The organism is Sporolactobacillus sp. KGMB 08714, assembly GCF_036598985.1.
Taxonomy (GTDB): Bacteria; Bacillota; Bacilli; order Bacillales; family Sporolactobacillaceae; genus Sporolactobacillus.
In genome coordinates this window covers 26,433-48,765 of sequence record NZ_JAUUBW010000015.1, presented here as the reverse complement: position 1 = coordinate 48,765, position 22,333 = coordinate 26,433, and the positions used below count along the sequence as shown (strand labels likewise).

General features: G+C 44.3%; 18 protein-coding genes. 11 read left to right on the top strand and 7 right to left on the bottom strand.

The genetic code is table 11. The features are described from left to right. The first annotated feature begins 251 nt into the window (after positions 1-251). Positions 252-2,336, top strand: a complete 2,085-nt coding sequence (locus tag Q6A92_RS08615) for a peptidoglycan D,D-transpeptidase FtsI family protein (protein ID WP_332237746.1) — start codon at positions 252-254, stop codon at positions 2,334-2,336. A 425-nt stretch (positions 2,337-2,761) separates the two neighbouring features. Here the strand turns inward: Q6A92_RS08615 and coaD are convergent, their stop codons facing one another. From coaD to Q6A92_RS08580, 7 genes are all read right to left on the bottom strand, one after another. Further along, on the bottom strand, positions 2,762-3,277 hold the full coding sequence (gene coaD, locus Q6A92_RS08610) for a pantetheine-phosphate adenylyltransferase (protein ID WP_274397910.1): 516 nt from the start codon (positions 3,275-3,277) through the stop codon (positions 2,762-2,764). A gap of 47 nt (positions 3,278-3,324) precedes the next feature. Next, positions 3,325-4,536, bottom strand: a complete 1,212-nt coding sequence (locus Q6A92_RS08605; RefSeq protein ID WP_332237745.1) for an MFS transporter — start codon at positions 4,534-4,536, stop codon at positions 3,325-3,327. Positions 4,537-4,561: 25 nt separating this feature from the next. Beyond that, positions 4,562-5,089, bottom strand: a complete 528-nt coding sequence (locus Q6A92_RS08600; protein WP_274397907.1) for a desulfoferrodoxin family protein — start codon at positions 5,087-5,089, stop codon at positions 4,562-4,564. 108 nt (positions 5,090-5,197) lie between these two features. Beyond that, on the bottom strand, positions 5,198-6,205 hold the full coding sequence (locus Q6A92_RS08595; RefSeq protein WP_274397906.1) for an electron transfer flavoprotein subunit alpha/FixB family protein: 1,008 nt from the start codon (positions 6,203-6,205) through the stop codon (positions 5,198-5,200). A 15-nt stretch (positions 6,206-6,220) separates the two neighbouring features. Further along, the gene (locus Q6A92_RS08590; RefSeq protein WP_332237744.1) at positions 6,221-6,997 is read right to left on the bottom strand and encodes an electron transfer flavoprotein subunit beta/FixA family protein; all 777 of its coding nucleotides are present in this window, start codon (positions 6,995-6,997) and stop codon (positions 6,221-6,223) included. 53 nt (positions 6,998-7,050) lie between these two features. Next, positions 7,051-8,193: an acyl-CoA dehydrogenase family protein gene (locus Q6A92_RS08585; protein WP_274397904.1), complete on the bottom strand. Its 1,143-nt coding sequence runs from the start codon at positions 8,191-8,193 to the stop codon at positions 7,051-7,053. Positions 8,194-8,784: 591 nt separating this feature from the next. Further along, positions 8,785-9,696: a LysR family transcriptional regulator gene (locus tag Q6A92_RS08580; RefSeq protein ID WP_332237742.1), complete on the bottom strand. Its 912-nt coding sequence runs from the start codon at positions 9,694-9,696 to the stop codon at positions 8,785-8,787. A gap of 963 nt (positions 9,697-10,659) precedes the next feature. On the opposite strand from Q6A92_RS08580, the gene Q6A92_RS08575 reads away from it, so the two are divergent. The 10 genes from Q6A92_RS08575 (at position 10,660) to Q6A92_RS08535 (ending at position 22,203) form a co-directional block, all read left to right on the top strand. Beyond that, positions 10,660-11,823, top strand: coding sequence for an acyl-CoA dehydrogenase family protein (locus Q6A92_RS08575; protein WP_332237741.1), 1,164 nt, complete (start codon positions 10,660-10,662; stop codon positions 11,821-11,823). A 140-nt stretch (positions 11,824-11,963) separates the two neighbouring features. Continuing rightward, positions 11,964-13,199 (top strand): CaiB/BaiF CoA transferase family protein, encoded by a 1,236-nt coding sequence (locus Q6A92_RS08570; protein ID WP_332237740.1) that lies wholly within the window; start codon positions 11,964-11,966, stop codon positions 13,197-13,199. Between the two features lie 40 nt (positions 13,200-13,239). Further along, positions 13,240-14,523 (top strand): FAD-dependent oxidoreductase, encoded by a 1,284-nt coding sequence (locus Q6A92_RS08565; RefSeq protein ID WP_332237738.1) that lies wholly within the window; start codon positions 13,240-13,242, stop codon positions 14,521-14,523. 5 nt (positions 14,524-14,528) lie between these two features. After that, the gene (locus Q6A92_RS20280; protein ID WP_443029708.1) at positions 14,529-14,822 is read left to right on the top strand and encodes a ferredoxin family protein; all 294 of its coding nucleotides are present in this window, start codon (positions 14,529-14,531) and stop codon (positions 14,820-14,822) included. Positions 14,823-14,868: 46 nt separating this feature from the next. Then, a complete protein-coding gene (gene fadK / locus Q6A92_RS08560; protein ID WP_332237737.1) occupies positions 14,869-16,506 on the top strand; it encodes a medium-chain fatty-acid--CoA ligase in 1,638 nt (545 codons plus the stop codon). Between the two features lie 62 nt (positions 16,507-16,568). Next, positions 16,569-17,804 (top strand): MFS transporter, encoded by a 1,236-nt coding sequence (locus tag Q6A92_RS08555; RefSeq protein WP_332237736.1) that lies wholly within the window; start codon positions 16,569-16,571, stop codon positions 17,802-17,804. A gap of 978 nt (positions 17,805-18,782) precedes the next feature. Then, entirely contained in the window at positions 18,783-19,616 is an 834-nt protein-coding gene (locus tag Q6A92_RS08550) for a sugar phosphate isomerase/epimerase family protein (RefSeq protein ID WP_332237734.1), read from the top strand. Positions 19,617-19,770: 154 nt separating this feature from the next. Beyond that, the gene (locus Q6A92_RS08545) at positions 19,771-20,847 is read left to right on the top strand and encodes a Gfo/Idh/MocA family protein (RefSeq protein ID WP_332237732.1); all 1,077 of its coding nucleotides are present in this window, start codon (positions 19,771-19,773) and stop codon (positions 20,845-20,847) included. A 32-nt stretch (positions 20,848-20,879) separates the two neighbouring features. Further along, entirely contained in the window at positions 20,880-21,797 is a 918-nt protein-coding gene (gene iolE / locus Q6A92_RS08540; RefSeq protein WP_332237731.1) for a myo-inosose-2 dehydratase, read from the top strand. Positions 21,798-21,963: 166 nt separating this feature from the next. Next, a complete protein-coding gene (locus tag Q6A92_RS08535; RefSeq protein ID WP_332237729.1) occupies positions 21,964-22,203 on the top strand; it encodes a hypothetical protein in 240 nt (79 codons plus the stop codon). Positions 22,204-22,333 lie beyond the last annotated feature (130 nt).

Here is a 22,333-nt window from a genome sequence, read left to right as displayed (position 1 = left end):
TCCGTGATCGCTTCGCCGCTTTATCATGGCTTCATTCGGATTCCTTTGACAGAAGGAGACAGGCAAAGTAAAATAAATTTATTGATAGCGGCTGACGGAACAGGGCACCGGAGAAGGTGTCCTTGTCTATGACTAAAAACAACGGGCGGATTTTCAGCGGAACAGGAAGAAAATGAGTGCGGCCGACGAATAGTTCTGTAGTTAAGCCGATCGGCTGAAGAAGCGGTTTGCACTCATAGGGGGAAATGAGTTTGGCGAAGGAAACAGTGAATAAAAAAGGAACGAAAAGCAATCTGCCGTTAAGGCTCAATATTTTATTTTTGATCGTTTTTCTGGCGTTTGCCGCTTTGATCGTTCGCCTGGGCTTTGTTCAAATTGTGAACGGCGCGCACTATAAGAGCATTGTCAACGGCAACCATAATCAGACGGCCAGCATTGCATCGGCCCGCGGGAAAATTGTCGACGTCAATGGGGTGCCTCTTGCAAGCAATAAGGCGGAACTGGCAATCGTATACATACGCAACGCCGGCATTGACGCTCAGAAAAGCCTGTCCATTGCCCGGAAACTGTCCCAGCTGATCACGATGGATAATCAGGCGCTGCAGCTGGTGACGACACGGGACAAACAGGAGTATTATGCGCTGACTCATTTTAAGAATCTGCAGCAGGCTTACAATACTTATCTGTCGCAGAAAGAACAGAATGCGCTCACTTCCAATCCGACCAATGAGTACAACGTCCTGCTCAGCCGCATCCCGAAACGCGTCCTGAACGGTTTCACAGCCAAAGACATGCAGGTGATGGCGATTCAGCATGCGTTTAATCAGGCCTCTAACCTGAATCCGTATATTATTAAAAGAGGCCTGAATGTAAATGACAAAGAATATGTCAATGTCGTGGACCACCTCAGTGAATTTAACGGGACGATACAGACTGCCGACGTTTCTTCGCGGGTTTATGCTTCGAATGTGCCTTTTTATGTCGGGACGGTCGGACAGATTCCTGCCGAGAAGATCACTAACTATCTGGCGGAAGACTACAGCCGGAACGATATGGTCGGCACGAGCAATCTGGAGGAGGAGTATGAGTCTTATCTTCGCGGCGTTCCGACAACCATGACTTATCATACGAAAAACGGGCTGCCGGTCGGCAATCCGACGGTCAAAGCAGGCCAGCGCGGCGACGATCTGCAGCTGACCATTGACAGCCGGCTGCAGAGTGCGGTGCAGCAGATTCTGATTTCGAACATTCAATCGGCGCGGGCGCAGGCCGGAAACGGCCAGAACAACAGTGCCTATGCGGTCGTGATGAATCCGAAAACCGGGGCAATCCTGGCCATCGGCGGTGAAAAAGTAGTCAACGGCAAATTTGTCGATGCATCGAATGAAGCGGTCAACGGCCAATTCGCCATGGGATCCGCGGTCAAGGGCGCAACCGAGCTGACCGGATTCCAGTACAACGCGGTTCCGTCCTATTTCACCGATATGCCGATCCAGTATCCGGGCCAGAATGCCAATAACAGTTTTAAGTCATGGGAAGTCAGCGGGTTAGGCACCCTGACGCCGGAGCAGGCTCTCGAGTTCTCCTCGAACGTCTTTATGGCCAAGGTTGCCTCGAACATGGCCGGGATCATTCTGACACCGTCAGGAGGGCACTATCAGGCGACGCTGCCTTCGGCGAGCAGCCCGCGGTTCACCCGGGCGGTCGAAAATCTGCGCAATGGCTACAGCCAGTTCGGACTCGGCGTAAAGACAGGCATTGATCTGCCGACCGAGGGAACCGGTTATAACGGCGGGATGCCGGATAATCCAGGTCTGATCCAGCAGTTTGCAATCGGCCAGTTCGATACGTACACACCGCTTGAAATGGTCCAGTATATTTCGACAATAGCCAACGGCGGCTACCGGGTTCAGCCGCATCTGCTGCAATCGGTCCACGCGCCGAGCAGCGATCCGACCCGGCTCGGTTCAACAATCTATACGTATAAAACGAAGGTTTTAAATACAATCAACGATACGCCGCAGCAGCTTCAAACCGTGCAGCACGGACTCTATCTGGTGACGCACGGCCCGGCCCAGAATGCGACCGGAATTATGCTTGGAACGGGAGCCAACGTCAAATATAAGATCGCGGCAAAGACGGGCACCGCACAGATCGACGCCAATGACCTGAGCCTGTACAATGAAACGCTTGTTTCATATGCGCCATACGACAATCCGCAGATCGCCGTGGCGGTGGTCGTACCGAGTGTCCGGACAGGGATCCAGAACAAACAGATCGCATTGGAAATTTACCAAAAATACGACAGCCTCTACCATTACACGAGCAGCAAGTAACTGAAAAATTGCTTTAGAAGCAAACGATCTGCCGCGATCGTTTTTCTTTATTAAGTCTGCTGGATCTATCTGACTAAAGGGGTTATGAGCAGAATTTCTGAGCTGTTTTATTAGATCTCCAGGAGTTTCAGACAATTCCGGATAAAGTTCTTGCACATGGAGCCGATCAGTTGTACCAACATCAGGAATTTCTTGGCTATCTGGACTCGTTCAGCAATCATGTCCAATCATGATTGCGGCGATTGAATTCGGCCGTCTGATTGTTATCAGCAATTTTGAATCTCAAATGCCTCACAAGGGAAAAATGCTTGAGGCACAAAAAATGAACGCCTCTTTTGTTGCCAATCGATAAAGAGCGCGTTCATTTTTAGCATTAAATAATAAATTTAATCATCGATCAAAAGCTTTTTACAAAATAATGCATTTCAAAACCTCATCGCGAGACCATCGAAAGTGTTGAATTTCCTCCTAAGTGCCTGTGCTGAGACGGCGGGGACAAAAGAGGACAGAGGGCAATCTGCGGCTCCCATGCTTGCCACTTCTTTTACAATGCTTGAACTTAAAAAAGAATACTTGTTGCTTGACATAATGAAACAGGTTTCAGCTGATGGATTCAATTGCTTATTTAATGAAGAAATCTGTAACTCATATTCAAAATCTGAAATAGCTCTCAGGCCCCGTAAAATGATGGAATAATTCTTTTCCTTGAGATAATCCGCTAAAAGGCCGTCAAAACTGTCAATGCTGACATTGGCCAAGTGTTTTGTTGATTCGTGCAGTAAAAATTTGCGCTCCGGCACCGAGAATAATGGATGTTTCGCTGTATTGTTCAGGACGGCTACAACGAGGTGATCAAACATCCGGCTTCCCCGTTCAATAATATCAAGATGGCCAAGGGTCACTGGATCAAAACTCCCCGGATAAACAGCAATTCGTGGCATATTTTTTCATTCCCTCTCCAAGGTAGGCTTTATAGCCTTAATACCGCTTATATTGCTTTTTCCCCATCTTTTTTCAAAGGGAGTTTCAGCAGCTTTCTGTATCTGAAATTCACGATATAACCGAATACAATCGCCAGCAAGTTAATCATCAAGGAAAAGATAAAGATGCCCCGAACATTGTGGAATTTTAAAATCAGACCGGTTAAAAAAGGAATGACGGTTTGTGCAATCCCTGTAGAGGTATACATAATGCCTGTGATTGTCCCTTTTTTTTCAGGGAAGAATTCGCAGAATACGGTCAAACCTAATTGCAGAACACCGGCTATTGTCACACCAATAAGAAAGGCCATTAATTCTGCAACGATAAAAGATTTGGCGAGTAAAAAGAACAATGTTGCAAAAAAAGAGGCAATTGGAAAAACAAGCACTACTGTAACCGGTTTCACTCTTTTAAGAACGATTGTCAGTGCAAGAACGGAAATCACCGATCCGATACCGTACCAGCTTATAAGCTTAAGAGAACTTTCCAGGCTCATGCCAATAGCTTGCTGTCCAAATGTGGGCAGCCATGTTTGCATGATATAAAGCAGGGCAGGGGCTGTAAATCCAATCAAAATAAGTGAAAATCCCTCAATCTTAAAATGAGGCTTTGAGACAAAACGACTCTCTTTATTGGATGAAACCGGTCCTTCGGTAACCTGCATTGGCGGAAATGGAAGCTTGATTAAACACAGACTGATTAAAATGTATGCGAAAGCGGGCAGAAAAAATGCCCAGCCCCAATAGATATGGCTATTGATGAAGGCCGCGATGATGAATGGCAAAAGGGTCGACCCAAAAGAAACGAATGCTTTTATGAGAACAGTTGCCGACCCTGCATATTTGGGGAAAAACTCCATCATACAGGGATAGGTCGCCGTATCCAGACAGGCATTAGATAAACCGCCCAAAATGGCTGCGATCATTGCTGCCGGATAATTGGGGGCAAGAGGAATACCCAAAAGAAAACCGGCCATTAAGAGAGCTCCCAAAATAATCATCGGTTTTCTTCCTATTTTATCCCCTATAAATCCTGCCGCGTAAATTGTAAACAAACGCCCTACGCCATACATTGAGATAAGGAAACTGATTCCTGTCGCATCGGTATGAAATTTTCCCGCCAGGAAAGAGATATTTTGGGCCAGCATGATATAGGCCATGCCGTAAATGAAATAGTTTAAATAACATAGGGATGCCGAAAAATAATATTTTTTATTCATCGTCTAAATTCCTCCCCCTGTCTGTCTAATATTGCACTTTCCATAATCCGTCTTTATTGCAAAAAGCATAGGCGGCAAATCCTTTTTTACAATGAAAAACGCAGTCCTTGCATACCGGACGGCTGCAATAAGCATACGCATCTTCCTCCGCGAGAGCGAAAGTGACTTGAGAGAACCGGTTTAGTTTTAGATATTTAAGCTGCCCTCCTTGAGCGGTTCTTAAATAGACCCATTCAATATGATGGTCTTCGGTCATTGGATGAGGCTTGTTCCCTATTTCTACGACTGCTGCGTGGCTGGCGGATATACCGCCCGTGAACTTTAGAATCGGCAGATGGTCTTCACTTTTTTCCCCGGATGTCTGAGGAATAAGCTCCTTCATTTTCTTGCCGCAGCAACAAAAGGAAAATTGAGATTTGCTATCTTTTTCCTGAATAATCAGATTGCCGCAAACTGTGCAGATGAAAAATCTGGGTTCATCACTGATTATCGGCGGGCGTTTACTGATAATCCTTTGCCGCCCCGTTTTTATTCTTTGCTGTCTGTCATTCATATTATTTTTCATCCCCTGTATATCGTTTGTTCTGCCTTAATAAAAAATTGACCCTCTTTGGATAAGGGATTTCCAAAGAGGGCGGGAAGAGAATTGGATTGCCCTTGTTCATTCAACCGGAATATGAGTTTTTTTAATTTCTTCAATAAGAACGGGTAATATTTTATTTACATCACCGATAACTGCATAGTCCGCTATATCGAAAATCGGAGCCTCGGGATCCTTATTAATGGCAATAATGACTTTCGATGTCTTCATTCCCGAAACATGCTGAATCGCTCCGGAGATTCCGCAGGCAATGTATAGATCGGGATTGACCGTTTTGCCTGATTGTCCGACTTGATGCTGGGAAGGAATCCAGCCTGCATCAATAACGGCTCGCGTGGCGCCCACAGCTCCGTCTAATAAATCGGCAAGTTCAGCGATTCTCTGGAAATTCTCAGGGGATCCCATTCCCAATCCTCCGGAGACGACTACTTTTGCGTCTTCGAGTTTTATACCGGATTCCTGTGCGCTTGAAAGTACTTCTTTTATTCTTGTCCTGATTTTGTCGGAAGGAGTTTTAATTTTTTCCTCGATGACGTATATTCTTTGGTTGTCCCCGATTTTTTCTTTTTTCGAGATGCCGGAACGAACCGATCCGATCTGCGGTCTGGTCTCTGGACTGGACACCGTCTGTATAAGGCTTCCCCCGTGAATGGCGCGCTGCCATTCAATGGTTCCGGACGGACTGTCAATCGCTAAATCTGTACAATTTATGGCCGCACTTGTATGAAGCCTGGCAGCCAGTCCGGCGGCTAAATCATTTCCCGCGTTTGTTGCCCCGAACAGAATGGTTGAAGGTTTGTATTTTTCAATTAACAGGTAGAGTGCATTGGTAAATCCGTCGTTGCTGTATGCTGCATATTCTTCTCCTTCTACAAGAATCAGTCCGTCCGCCCCGAAATTAGCAATCGTCTGCACGCTGCTTTTTAAGTCATTGCCAATAAAAACGGCGACTATCTTTTCAGATCTGATTCTTGCCAGTTCCCTCCCTTTATTTAAGAGTTCAAGACTGATATTCTTTATTTGGTTTTTATTCTTTTCAATAAATACCCATATATTTTCATTATTCATTTTTTGTTCCTCCTGTTATACAAGCTTTGCATCAAGCATTTTTTGAAATAATTCATGTGCAGTTTCCGTATCTGACTGACTCTTAATTCTTATGCCTGCGTCTCTTTTCGGAGGAACAATTGTTTTAATAATTTTTAACGGGATACCGTCGATTTTTGTTTCGCTTTCTAAATCTGAAACATGCAGAATTTTGATTTTTGCCCGGTTAGCAGCCATTTTGCTTTTTATCGTTGCAAAGCGCGGTTCATTGATAACATCACTGGCCGTCACTAGTACGGGGAGCGATACATGGATAACCTGCAATCCGTCATCCGCTTCTCTTGTAATCACCGCATTATGATCGGACTGTTCGATCTTTGCAGCAAACGAGACATGAGGAATAGCCAGCTTTTCCGCTATCTGCGGCCCCACCTGGCCCTCTGCATCATCGGTCGCCTGTTTACCGCAGAAGATCATATCAAAGTCACCCAATTGTTTAATAGCCGCCGAAAGAAGAGCCGCTTTCGTGTATGCATCAAATGAATCTGCTGAATTCTCACTGATCAGCACGGCTTCGTCTGCACCGACAGAAATGCACTCTTTCAGTGCTTTTAATGCGTCGTCGCTGCCCAGGGACAGCGCAGTTACTTTACCGCCGGAGGATTCTTTTAACTGAACGGCAGCCTCGAGGGCGTTCTTATCGTATGAACTGATCATCTTTGCTGCTTTCGAAGCATCAAAATTTCCGCTGTCGGCATTAATTTGTAATTGTGAACTATCAATGACCTGCTTGATGCAAACTAAATAATTCATGATCATAGTTCCTTCCTTTCAAAACGGTAATTAAAAAATAAAAAATAAGAAAATCAACGCAACATTTGGCGGGCAATCACTATTCGCTGAATCTGGTTAGTTCCTTCGAAAATCTGAAAAACCTTTGAATCTCTCATCAATTTTTCTACAGGATATTCTTTGCTGACGCCATAGCCTCCGAATATCTGAACGGCATCCGTTGTGACTTTGACAACCGTATCCCCGCAAAATGTTTTTGTAATGGCACCGGCCTCAATGATAGCCTGCTGTCCTTCATTTTGATCGATAAGATCCATTGAATGTTGAACAAGCTGTCTGGCTGCTTCAGTTTGAATTTCCATATCGGCAAGCATCATTTGAATAGCCTGAAAATGGGCGATCGGCTGGCCGAATTGTTCACGCTCTTGGGCAAATTTTATACTTTGGTCAATAGCTGCCTGGCAAATGCCGACTGCTAACGTCCCGACAAATGCTCTTGATACATTAAGCGCTTTCATTGCGATTTTGAATCCTTCGTCTTCCTTACCGATTAAATGATCGGCCGGAACACGTACGTTGTCGAATACGACATCAGTGGTATTTGAAAGCCGAAGTCCCATTTTATTTTCTTCTTTGCCAACGGTAATACCCGGACGGTTCCTTTCCACAATGAAGCCGGAAATGCCGTGAGTGCCCTTTTCACGATCTGTCGAAAAGAAAACAACGTACACATCCGCTACGCCGCCGTTTGTCACAAAACACTTGCGTCCGTTCAGGATGTATTCATCCCCGTCTTTAACAGCCGTCGCCCTGATCGCTCCCGCATCTGAACCGGCATTGGGTTCGGTTATTGAAAAAGCAGCAAATGCACCGGGGACGATGATATCGGAGAATAATTTCTTTTGGTGATCATTTCCTGCCAAAATAACGCCTCTTAAAGCGACGAAAGTAGAGACGAGTGAAATTGCAAAACCGGCATCTACTTTGGCCAGTTCCTCAAAAATAATAGCCGTCGTCTTAAAATCCAGCCCCATCCCTCCATAACTTTTAGGAATCTCCAGCACATGCAGGCCCATATCGAAAGCCTCTTTTAAAAGTGCACCCGGGAATTCTCCTTTTTCATCCAAACTTTTAACATGAGGTTTAACCTTTTTCTGGGCAAATTCTCTGACCAGATCTCTTAGCTCCTGCTGCTCTTCGGTTAATGTTAGCTCCATTCTATTTGCCTCCCCAAAATCAATCCTTCTTTTCAAAGCGTGAAAACTTCAGCTCGCCAGATTAAAAAGAACACGCTTCCTTTTCGCCTACAATGGTACCGCTCCAAATAATCTTAAACAATTTGATACTGTACATCCTTTTTGGATTATACAGGCCGTGTCTAATGAAAAGCGGATCGATTACTGGAGATAAACAATAAGACATCCGTGGAATTGAATTTGTTTCACGCTCATCATTTGTGATCCGGTTTTACGATCACTGGAGAAATCGGCATTTATTCCGATTTTTTCGTTCATCTGTTGATGAAATGGAGGCATCTGTTTGTGATGAAGAATTTAATTCAACCAAAAGGAGATCTTCTGCTGCTTTGGAAAATTTCTTCAGCCGGTTTAGAAAGCTGACTGTCGGTTAGTCATTAAATGCTGACGGTCACAGCCGCTTTCTGATCCGGTATTAAGCATGCCAAGAGGCACAGTCTGGACGCGTTCAGGTACGTGAAATCGGCGCATCTATTTTGCACTGAATCAGGGAAAGTTTTGAAAACTATTTTACTATTACCTAAAAAAGAAGGGGAGGGACCCTTTCATGAATCATTCAACTTTCTTTGGTAATTGGCTGGGGTCCAGATGGTCAAAAAGAAATTTTTTGAAATTGCGGACGACAGGTGATTTATTATTATGAGGGATGACTAAAAACAACGTCCGAACAAAATGCTGCTTTAGATGAACAATGGCGACATTTTTCCATAAAGTATTCAGGACCGTTTTTGATGAAACACAGGCGATGGCGGCGTTCTCGGAAACAAGCCCCATGCATGTATCGACATATTTTGTAGTAAAAGTGAAATGAGGTTTAAAGCCTACTGAATGGCAGGCTTCAAGCGTATCCTGATACAAACCGGAAGTCGGCGAAAGAATGATAAATGATTCATCAGCCGCCTCTTTTAGATCTATGGTTTTTCTTTTGGCAAACGGATGATCCAGACTTGTGACAAGGACCAGCTCGTCCTCCGCGATTGGAAAGGCATCCAGCTTTTGTTTTGAACAGTCGGATTTAAAGGCGGTCAGAAAGGCGAGATCAATTTTTCCAGCATCAAGAGGCGGGTATAGATCAAAACACTCTGCCTCATGCAGCTGTATGGAAATGTTCGGATACTGTTTACCAAAAGCGCTGATTAAGTGGATGATACCGAACACTTTCATCACCGGCGTACTTCCGACCGATAGTTGGCCCTTTAGACCCAAGGCGAACTTTTTCATTGCTTTTTCGCTGTCATCTAAATCACCGACGATTCTTTTTGTACGCTCTACGAATTCCAGACCGCCCGGGGTTAATTGAACGTGGCGGGTTGAGCGGGAAAATAATTCAACACCTAGCTCATCTTCGAATTTTTTAATCTGTTGGGAAAGAGTTGAAGGCGTTATACAAAGTTCAGCTGCTGCATTTGTAAAATTCTGATGTTTGGCCACGGCAAGTACATATTTTATTTGGTAAAGTTCCATTCCCCTTTCTCCTCTCATCAATGAAATTATAAAAATACGACACTATAAAATCTTGAAATAGATCCAATGGTAAAAAAATGAATTACAGATGCTGTGTAAGCCTTTTCATTGTGCCCCGTCACGTTTGCCACATAATATTTTATCATTCAAAAATGAGAATTTGTTCACATAATTCGCCGATTTGAAGCGGCTATTAATTGTTTATAACCAATAGTTATTGTCAATCAGATTAAAATAAATAATGGCATGCTTTTTAATAAGAACAATTTGTCTTGAATTGTTCAAAAGGATAAAATGGGGCTGCAATTGTTATGAAAGCTGTGTCACAGATGTTTTATTAAGCACCAGTAATTCTTGATTGAATGAGAGGCAAACGGACTGTCGCCTTGAAGAGAAAATGCCATGCTTATCATGGAATAATTTATGTTTAACGGCGGTTTTGAATTCGATTTCGAAACTGCCGTTTTCTTTTTGGAAAATTGGACTGCAGAGGGCATGATGGCTGCGCTCCTTTTTTTATGCCATGCTGTCAGCAGTCGGCATGGAAATAGGAAGTTCAAACAGCCGGCACTGCTTGCTGACGGTCACCAGTCTATATGTAATGGACTTTCATTAAAAAAATAAACACGCTCAGACGGTTACAGCGCGCCTATCAGTTTTTTGTGCCGGATCAACTTGAAATCAATCCCTGTAAAGCCGACTAAAAAAAAATAATCAGTTAACAACCAATAGAAATTAATCAATCATGTTAGGACAAACAATGCCTGCTCTTGTTTATAGAAACAAATTGTTTTGGATTATTCAAAGAAATAAGATATAAGCGAAATCGGGATGTGAACGGTTTCGCGGCTGCATCCCGTTTCTAAAGTATTTGTGAAAACGCTTTTGCGGAGGTGATCGTTTATTGTCAGATGTTTTTAGGCTTGGCGCTAAAAATAAAAAAATGTGGAGGAGAAGAGAAGTATGAAATTAAGCGACGAAGAGCTAAATAAGTTGATTATGCACACACGTAAAGTGGTTGAAGAGGAATTGGAGCCTCTTCAGCCGGAGATTGAACAAACAAATGTTTTTCCGGAGGAGTTCTTTGATATTTGTCGTAAAAACGGCTTTTTTGGACTCACTGTTCCGGAAGAATATGGCGGAAAGGGACTAAATGTCGAACAATTCTTCCCGGTACTGGAACAAATATGCCGGGGTCCCGGCGGCATGAGAATGAATCTGCACCATGCAAACGGCCTGGACTGGCGGATCATGTATGAACACGGTTCAAAGAAATTAAGAGATAAATGGATGCCGAAACTTGCCAATGCCGACTTATATATTAATTTTGCCTTGACAGAACCGGATTGCGGTTCCGGAGCGGATATTCGCTCGACTGCCGTTAAGAAAGGCGGCAAGTGGGTTATTAATGGGGAAAAGACGCTTATTTCTCATACGGATATTGCAAACGGCACCTATGTCATTGCTGTGACCGATGAAAACAAGCGAAAAAAAGGCGGGCTGACGGCATTCTTCGTAGAAACAGATCTCCCCGGATTCAATGTAGAACCAATGCCTCATATGATGGGATGCCGCGGGGCCGGACATGCTTATTTACATCTTAAGGATGTCGAGGTTGATGAGGACCATGTTCTGGGCAATGTCGGAGACGGATTGGATATTTTCATGGACGCCTTGGCTCTGTCGCGTGCTTCAATTGGTGTCAGCTGCCTTGGCTTGTCGCAAAGGTTCCTGGAGTTGGCAATTGCAAGAGCAAAGGACAGAGTCACCTTTGGGAAACCTCTGGTCAAACGTCAGGCGATTCAACAAATGATTGCGGACATGGGAACGCAGGTTTACGCACTCCGCAGTATTTTATGGGATACGGCCCGTCAGTTTGACCGGGGCGAAAATATTGAAATGAAATCCTCAATGTGCAAACTGCACGGGATCGATACGGTACGCACGGTTTCTGATTCATGCCTGGAAATCTTCGGAGGCATTGGATATTTTGAGGATAATCCGTATGGACCGGTGGAAAGGATGTATCGTGATGCACGGGCGCTTTGGTTCGAAGAGGGACCGCGCACGGTTCAGCGGTTAACAGCCGCGCGGCCGCTTATTGAAAACGGCGGAAATATCGAATAATAGCAAAGTATCATGGCTCTTTTTATTTGGATAATTGCAGGAAGTCCGCTTCCTGCATTCTTAATTAATTCTGAAAATCTGAAAGTCTCATAGAATGAATGCTTCAGCTCTTAAGTTTAATTGTTAAAGGAGATTGGTGAATGATGAAACCTCTTGAAGGTGTAAAAATCATAGAAATGGATGCATTTATGGCGGCGCCCACCGTGCCCCGAGTGCTGGGCGAATGGGGAGCCGACATTATTAAAATAGAACCGCCGAAAGGCGATCCTTGCAGAACTCAGGCGGGAGTCTTTAATATGCCGTACTCAGACGAAGAAAATCCGGCATTTGACATTGCCAATGTTAATAAAAAATTTGTTTGTATTAATTTAAAGACCCAAGAAGGAAAAGAAATCGCATATAAACTTCTGGAAACAGCCGATGTTTTAGTCACCAGTTTCCGGACAAAAGCTTTGGAACGAATGGGTTTTTCCTATGAAGAATTAAGCAAAAGGTATCCAAAGCTGGTTTTCGCCCGGATTCTTGGCTATGGGGAGAAGGGTCCGCAGAAAGATGCCGCAGGATTCGATGCCACGGCCTATGTATGCCGGGGAGGTATATTGACCTCAATGACTGAACCCGGTGAGTCGCCGCTTAATGAAGTCAATGCCTACGGCGATTTTCAGGCGAGTATGTGCCTGGCCGGGGGCATTTGTGCGGCTCTTGTCGGAAGACAGAAAACGGGCAAGGGAGATAAGGTAACCGTCAGCCTGCATCATACAGCGCTGTTTATGATGAATGTCGCTATTGTCGCTTCCGAATTCGGAAATAAGTATCCGAAATCGAGAAGACGGGTAGCCAATCCTTTTAACAATACGTACAAGTCGAAGGATGGCCGATGGTTTGTCTTTTGTGCCCCTGAATACAATCGCGATTATAACAAAGTGATGAAAATGCTGGATCGTCCGGATCTCGCCGACAATGAAAACTACCGGACAATAGAGCGGGTTAACGAACTGAAGCTTAATTCGGAAGTAATTGACATCATCAGTGAGCAGATGGTGAAGAAAAATCTTGATGAATGGATTCAATTATTTAAAGAAAACGATATTGCTTTTGAAAAAGGCTACACGCCGGATGAAATTCTGGCAGACGAGCAGGCATGGGCGAATGATTGTCTCAGAAAAGTAAAATATCCGACCGGAAATGAACGGGTACTGATTACTTCGCCTGTACGCTTTAAAACAGTAGGAAATCCGGAGATGCGATTATCGAAACCGCTCGGTCATGACAATAGAGAGATACTGTCGCAGTACGGTTATTCTCCGGACGAGTTACAGAAACTGGAATACGACAAAGTGATTATCAGCAAAGATCATAAAACAGTAAATGAGTAAGCGGCATGTACGGATAAATTGTTCTAAGGAGTAAGTTACTATGGCTGATGAAAAGTTTCAAGTAATCGTTATCGGTGCCGGATTAGCAGGCATCGCCGCAGCTTACCGTCTGGCTAAGGCGGGAAAAGAAGTCGTGCTTGTTGACAGGGGAGAATCTCCCGGAGCAAAAAATGTGAGCGGAGGCCGCCTGTATACCTACGCCTTAGAAAAATTGATGCCCGGGAAGTGGCAGAATGCTCCTCTGGAACGGGAAATCAAACGAGAAATGCTGATGATGATGACTGAAAAGGACAGCATGACGGTCGATACGTCTTTTCAATCCACCCAATCGAAATCATTTTCCGTTTTGAGGACCCGGTTCGATGCATGGCTGGCTTCAAAGGCGGAGGAGGCCGGGGCGATGGTCATCTCAGGGACAACCGTAAACAGTCTTGTTCTTCGTGAGGGAAGAGTCTGCGGAATTGAGACAGGCGGCGAGGAACTGGAAGCGGATTTGGTCATTGATGCGGAAGGAGTGAATGCTTTGCTTGCGGAACGAGCGGGCATGATACGGAAACTTGCGATTTCCGATATTGCGGTGGGTGTTAAATGTGTTTACGGATTATCGGAAGATGAGATCAATGCCCGTTTCAATCTTTCCTCCGGGGAGGGTGCCGCCATGCTGTGTGCCGGCGATTGTACAAGAAAAGTAAGCGGCGGTGCCTTTTTCTATACGAATAAAGAAAGTATTTCGGCAGGCATTGTGGTAGATGCGTCTGCGTTAAAGGAATCCGATTTTTCCGTAACGGAGATGGTTGAACGGTATTTGTATCATCCCTCAATTGCCCGCTATCTTGAAGGCGGCAAATTGATCGAGTACAGCGCCCATCTGATTCCGGAAGGGGGCTTCCGCTCATTGCCCCGTCTGTGCTCTGATGGATTCCTTCTTGTCGGAGATGCCGCCGGGCTCGTTATTAATCGCGGTTTTACAGTCCGTGGCATGGATTATGCAATACTCTCAGGAATGGCCGCGGCGGATACAGCCATTGAAGCTATTGAGGCGGATGATTTCTCTGAAAATTTATTGAAATCCTATCAAAACAGACTCGATCAGACAGTGATAAAAGATCTGAAGACATTAAAGAATTCTCATGATTATATGGGTCATTCGAAACACCTTTTTAATACGTATCCTGATCTTGCCATCGCGCTGATGAAAGATCTGTATACCGTTGACGGAACGCCGGCGAAATCGGTAATGACTGCGGCCAGGCAGTCCATAAAAGGAAAAGTGTCATTGTTCGGTATGGTGAAAGACGCTTTTAAAGGAAGTCGATCTCTGTGATACGCATGAAAATGGATAACTGCCTGGCTCAAAATAAGTTTAATAGTGATGATCAGCATCCACACATCGTTATTGACCCGGAGCAATGTTTAACGTGCGGGCACAAGGCATGCACGAGATGCTGTCCGGCGGAACGGTATCAGTGGGATGAAGAAAATCAGAAATTGACTTTCGATCATGTAGGCTGTCTGGAATGCGGAAACTGCCGGTTAGTTTGTGAAAGACTGAATCAGAGTCTCCCCGGTTATTCATGGAATTATCCTGAGCAGGGTAAGGGCGTTGTTTTCAGAGAAGGCTGATCGGTTCTTTGTCTTTTAAAATCAGCCCGGGGAGGAGGAGTTTGATGTGGATTTGGAAATGAAGCTGAACCGTTCTCAGATAGACAAATATCGGCGCGAAGGGCATTGGGGCGATGCGACATTAGCGGACTTGTGGAGAATATCTGTCCTCAGTTTTCCTGAGAAAACGGTAGTTAAAGACAACCATGGACTGCAGCTGACCTATAAGGAGACAGACAGGGCGGCTGACAGAATAGCCTCTTTTTTGATAGAGGCGGGTATTCAAGCGGGAGATTCTGTATCCGTACAATTGCCGGGATGGGCGGAGTTCATGATGATTTATGTAGCCTGCTTAAAAACAGGAGCCGTGATCAATCCGCTTTTGCCTAACTTCAAGGGAAGCGAACTGACTTATATTCTTAAAAAATGTGAATCAAAAGTGCTGTTTATTCCTTCGCAGTTTAGAAAACAAAATTATCCATCAATTATTGCACAGATCAGGAAAAATGTTTCATCTTTGCAAAAAGTGGTGGTCGTTGAAAAGGGAACGAAAGCATGGACTCAGTGTACGCTGGCAAACATTCTGAAATCCTGCGAGCCATTCTCTCAGTACAGTCCTCTGAAGGCCAATGATTTGGCGGCTGTCCTTTTTACCTCAGGTACAGAAGGAGTGCCGAAAGGCGTCATGCTGACTCACAATAATATTATTGCCAGTGAGCGTGCATTTTGTGCAAACTTTCATCTGAATTATCTGGATACTGTATTTATGCCGGCACCGGTTGCCCATGCCATTGGTTTTCACCATGGGCTGACAGCCTCTTTTATGATTGGCGCAACCTGTGTGCTGCAGGATGTTTTTAACGCGGAGGAAGCGCTGCGGCTCATTGAGCGCGAACCGTGCACGGCAGGAATGGGCAGTACACCCGTTGTCCACGATTTATTCCTCGCTCTGCAGAGAAACAATTATAATCTTTCCTCCCTGCGTTTCTTTCTATGCGGAGGTTCTCCGATTCCAAGAGAAATGCTAAAAACGGCGAGGAACAGAGGAATCCGATTGATGGGCGTGTACGGTTCAACGGAAAGCGTCCCGCATACAGCAGCTAAATTAGAAGATTCCGCTGAGAAGATCTTCATGACCGATGGAGCCTCACTTGCAGGGATTGAAGTGAAAATAGTCGATAAAAATCACAGTAAAGTTCCGCCGGGTGTCGAAGGAGAAGAAGCTTCACGCGGTCCCAATGTTTTTGCCGGTTATCTGAAAGAACCCGCTCTGACAGACAAAGCTTTGGATAAAGACGGATGGTATTACAGCGGCGATTTAGGGGTCATGGACAAAGACGGTTATATCCGGATTACAGGAAGAATTAAAGATATTATCATCCGGGGCGGAGAAAATATCAGCAGTTCGGAAGTCGAAGGCATTCTGATGCAGCATCCCAACGTCCGCGAAGCAAGCGTAATCGCGATGCCGGATAGCAGACTGGGTGAAAGGTCCTGTGCGTATGTCGTTTTGAATGACGTCAAAAAAGGTTTGTCATTAAATGAGGTTATTACATTTTTTAAAAATAAACAAATCGCTATGTATAAAATTCCCGAACGCGTGGAAATCGTAGATAGCCTTCCCCATACGGCATCCTTAAAAGTCAAGAAGTATTTGTTGAGAGAAGACATTAAACGAAAATTGAAATCCAGTGTACTTGAGTAATTCTTTTTTTGTGGATTTTTGAAGAATAAGGAGAGAGATACGATTAAAGGGAGTGAACAAAAATGATGGAACGGAGCAAGTATTTTCCGGTCGCGGGCGCGGTATATCTAAACTATGCCATGCTTGGAATTGCGACTGTTATCATATCACAATACAGTAATTATTTTGAGAAAGCATGGTCAACCAATCTTGCAGGAATATCGCAAGTGATCTCGATGGTAGGAATAGCCCGAATCATTGTCATTCTGTTTGCGGGACCGGCGTCTGATAGATTTGGCCGTAAAGCAATTGCGATTACCAGCTGCATCTCAACTTTGATTTTCTTTGTAGGATTGATCATCAGTCCGAATATCATTGTTGCAGATATTACGGCCTTGTTTTTCGGCATCTCCCAATCTGTTGCCGATACTTCATGTTATCCGATTCTGACGGAAGCATTTCAGGAGAAAGCACCGTCAATGATGCCTCTGGTTAAAGCAGCCATGTCTCTCGCACAAATTGTATTGCCCTTTCTTATTGCGGCGTTTCCGACTGCAGTACCGCTATTAATTATTTTTGCTGTGATCATGGTTCTTAATGCTGTCTTCTTTGCACTATGCAAATATGCGCCGCAGACGATCGAAAAAATAGACAAAAAAGTAGAGACGAAAACTGCAGCAAACAAAGATAACGCCGAACCCATTGTAAAACGTTCAATATGGCTGGATGGCGCCCCGCTTGTTTTTATCGGTTTTTCATCATGTATCACTTTTTACTTATTTATGCAGTATATCCCTGCTTTCGGGACGAATATTCTGCACCTGTCAAGCAGCGCGGCGGGGACTCTTCTCTCCTGGTATGCGACGGCATCGTTGATTTCGGTGTTTGTGAGTTCGCTTATCGTCACTAAAGTCAAGCCGATCACTATTGTGCTTCTCTACACGGTGATTTCAGTTATTTTCCTGTTTATCTTAGTATTGTTCCCGAGCGTCATGCTGGCCAAAATTACCGGCCTTATCATCGGCTTTTTCGCGGCAGGCGGTGTATGGCAGCTTGGCCTGTCCATTTTAACCACTTACTTTCCCAACGCAAAAGGCCGGGTGACCAGTTATTACAGCTGTGGTGCGGCTCTGTGCTATTGGATCGGGCCTGCCTTGTGCGCTATTTTAATAACAAATAAACCGGAGAGTGTTGTTAATGCTTTCTGGCTGGACATCATCATTACACTGATGGGAATTGCTGCTGCGGCACTCGTTTTTGTACGGGATAAAATGAAAAATAAAGAACCGGCAGAAAAATTAATGAATATGTCGCATTGATCGTAATTCTAAAGTGCCGGAATCCGGTGTGTTAAATTTAAGGTTGACAAAATCAAGGTCATGTCGCCTACGATTCACTGGTTAAGTCAAAAAGTCCTTCTTTCAGAGAAGGATTTTTTGACTTTCTTTCCTCGCTTAACAGCGGCCCGCCTCAGTCAGTTTACTTCAAATTCTTAGTGATCAATCACGAGGGAAACCACTGTCATTTTCACTATTTTTAAAAGCAATAACCCAAAATAAACAGATTGCATTGGAAATTTATCAGAAATACGACAGCCTCTACCATTACACAAGCAGCAATAGCAACTGAGATAACTAAAATATTTAAAAGCAGTTATTCAAGCAGAACAAACGGTCAAGACCTGAACCTATGGGCCTTGCCGTTTTTAATTACCGGGAACCAAGCTGCTTTATTGCTCCTCGGCAGCTGGCGGCAAAGAGTGTTGTTTTGTGGTGGCAAAATGATAAGAATGTTATGTATCTGTTATCTGTCTATTAAATTTTTAGCCGGGAAATACATGAGACTGCAGTTGTGAAAAAAGATATTTTAGGGAGGCATTGCGTCAGTTGGGATGGGCGGTGATTATCCCGCAAATAGAAGAAGAGGATACTTGTCATATTAACCCTGTACGCTAAACATTTAGTAAGAATATTATCAAAACATACTCGATAATTTATTATTTATCGTCGATAATATGCAATAAATAATTATTAGTTTACCATCATGTATTGATTTAATGATCAATATATGATATAAGTAGATGTGGGCAAAAAATCTATACAAGAAGGAGTGAGGCACAAACTGCAACCGTATTCAAAGAAGGATAGGGGTAAATTATCGTTACAGTTTACAATTACAACTTGAGTAAGTATTCGTTCCGAAGAATTGGTCGGGTCAGAAAGAACTTGTTTGAATAAATCGAAGCGCCCAGGAAATAAACTTGGCTTGCCAATAAACCAAAAAAGAAGGTCTGTCAAATGAAACTTGCGCTTAATGATGCTACGACGTTGGAAAATGCCACTCTGGAACAGGAATTGGATTTGTGTGAGGAAAATGGATACGATTTCATTGAAATTCGAACTATGGACAAATTACCGGAATATTTACAGAACCATTCTTTGGAAGATCTGAATCAGTATTTTAAACACCATCATTTGAAACCTCTGGCACTCAACGCTCTAGTATATTTCAACAATCGCAGTGAGACCGGCCACGCAGAAATTATCAAGGAATTCAATCACATGATGGATATTTCGGATGCGATCCATTGTCCTTATGTTGTTGCAGTTCCTCTAGTGACTCAGGAAAAGTTTTTTACCAAGGATATTAAGGAAAGTTGTGTTTCCGTCTTAAGAGAACTGTCGGACATTGCTGCTCCGCACAACGTGAAGATTCCAGTGGAATTTCTGGGACATCCCCAGGCGACGGTAAATCGCTTTGAGCAAGCTTATGATATCATTCAGACTGTGAATCGCGACAATATCGGTTTAACCCTTGACTCCTTTCATTTTCACGGCATGGGATCTAGTTTAGCAGCCCTGGCGAAAGCAGATGGGGAGAAAATATTCCTGTATCACATTAATGATACAGACGATATTCCGATTGGCTTTTTACGGGATGAAGACCGTCTCTGGCCTGGTGATGGATGCATTGATTTAGAGGGAATACTGAAAACGCTTAAAAGGATTGGTTATAAAGGAGCGGCCACCCTTGAACTGTTCCGTCCGGAGTATTACAAGCTTCCGGCCGAAGAAGTCGTGAAAAATGGCAAAGAAAAGACTCTAAAGGTTGTCAGTCAGTATTTCAACTAAATAAACGAGTTCCAATTATTGAAAAATAACAAGAAATAGCTCAAAAATAAAGCGGAATCATAACGAAGTTTCTGTTTGATAACTCATGAGTAATATTTTGTTCTTTATGAACAAGTCAATAGATGCATGTAAAAATTGAGGGAGGAAGCAAATCATGACGTTAAAATTCGGTGTTATTGGTACAGGTGCTATGGGCAGAGAACATATAAAACGCATTACGGAACGGCTATCAGGGGGAGAAGTCACCGCGGTCACAGATATATATGAGGGCGCGATTAATAAGACCCTGGAATTGGGGAAGCAAATCGGCATTGCGCCCAAGGTTTATAAAACGGGTGAGGATCTGATTGCCAGCAGCGATGTCGATGCCATTATTATTACCAATCTTGGCTCGGTTCATGAACAGTATAATCTGGCCGGCATTGCGGCCGGCAAGTATGTATTCAGTGAAAAGCCGCTCGCAGACACGGCGGCCGGCTGTAAACGAATCGTTGACGCTGAAACGAAGGCAGGCAAGCATCTCCTTCAGGTCGGATTTATGAGACGGTTTGATGCGGGCTATCGACAGCTGAAGGAGTCGATTGATTCAGGCGAAATTGGTCAGCCGCTGATTGTTCACTGTGCTCATCGCAATCCCGACGTTGATGAGCATTATACCACATCGATGGCAATCACAGATACACTGATTCATGAAATAGATGTTTTGCACTGGCTTATCAATGACGATTATAAGTCCGTTCGTGTTACGTTCCCGAAACAAAGCAGTTATGCACGGAAAGATCTTCGGGATCCGCAACTTGTTACGATTACAACCAAAAAGGGCATCGTCATCGATGCAGGAACATTTGTAACTTGCCAATATGGTTATGATATCCGTTGCAACGTTGTGGGTGAAAAAGGAGTGATTGGACTGCCGGAAGTGCCAGCGATCCAAAAACGAATTAACGCTAAACTGAGCTATGAGATTTTAACCAGTTGGGCGGACCGGTTTACGACGGCCTACGACGCGGAACTGCAGAATTTTATTGATTCGATTGCGGCCGGTGGGGCGCCCCAGGGTCCGACGGCTTGGGATGGGTATATTGCTGCTGTGACAGCCGACGCCTGTGTCAAGGCGCAGACCTCAGGGAAAGAAGAGTCCATTGCCATTCCGGAACGTCCGGAGTTTTACGATAAATACAGCATGGGATGGCGGGACCGCAGCCATAACACCGCAGCAGGAGCGAAATAATTCAACAAAAGCTACAAAGGAGAGAAACCAGAATGACTGATAATCTCAAGCTAGGTATTGCTCCGATTGCCTGGACGAATGATGATATGCCGGCATTGGGTCGAGAGAACACATTTGAACAGTGCATCAGTGAAATGGCATTGGCCGGTTTTAGTGGGACCGAAATCGGTAATAAATATCCTAAAGATCCGGAAGTGCTGAAACATTATCTTGATTTGCGTCATTTGCAGGTAGCAAGTGCTTGGTTTAGTGCGTTTCTGACAACAAAACCCTATGAAGAGACTGAGAAAGCTTTTATTAAACATAGAGATTTTCTGAATGCGATGGGCGCCAAAGTCATTGTCGTTGCGGAACAGGGCCACAGTGTGCAGGGCCAGATTGACACCCCTCTTTTCAAAAATAAGGCAATTTATACCGAAGAGGAATGGAAACGCTTAGAAGAAGGCTTGAACCGGCTTGGAGCTCTGGCCAAGGAAAAGGATATGAAGGTTGTTTATCATCATCATATGGGTACTGGTGTTCAGACCACAGAAGAAATCGACCGGTTAATGTCCGAAACGGATCCGGACTTAGTTTATCTGCTATTTGATACGGGGCATCTTGTCTTTTCGGGAGAAGACCCGCTAAAAATCTTTAATCGCTATAAGGATCGTATTAAACATATTCATTTAAAGGACATCCGGCCGGGAAAGAGAGACTGGGTTATCCAGAATGACATCAGCTTTTTAAATGCGGTGAAAGAGGGAGCCTTTACGGTTCCCGGTGACGGCGTGATTGATTTTGTACCGATTATCCAGGCGATTCGGGAATCAAATTATAATGGCTGGCTGGTGGTTGAAGCTGAGCAGGATCCTGCGAAAGCCAATCCCTTTGAATACGCGTTAAAAGCACAAAAATATCTTCAGGGAAAATGTGGATTGACGCTGCAGAATCAGAATTCGTTAGTCTGAGGTTCTGCCCAGTCCCTGAAAGTGTAAATTATCTGTCAGATAAAAGGCCACCCGGTGTTGGACATGAGCGTACAGAAACAAACATCACGGGTGACCTTTTTAGTTTCTAACCAACCGCAGTGGCGTCTTGGATACACCAGTTAGACAGGAGCACATCAACAGGATTATGACAAGCTTAGGAGGCGAAATCCTGGATGCTTCGAAAGCGGTTACATGGGGAATTGCTGCTGACTTTTGCGGAGAGAATGTTTATGGGCCGTTAATTTATACGGACAAGAATCTAAAATATATTATTGTTGCAGATACAATAAATCCAATGAAAGACTGCCGTTATATTCTGAACCTGGCGGATTCAGCCTGCTCATTATGCAAGGTCCCATCAGCATTTGGGTATGGGCGAGGCTGAGATTGACCGAGTACCTGAATTGTTTATTTGCCAGATAAAAGGGCTGTCCTGTGTTGAAGATCAGAATACAGAAGCAACCATAGAGGCGACCCATTTAATTATTTCTGATCAATCGGACGTGGAACGTTGT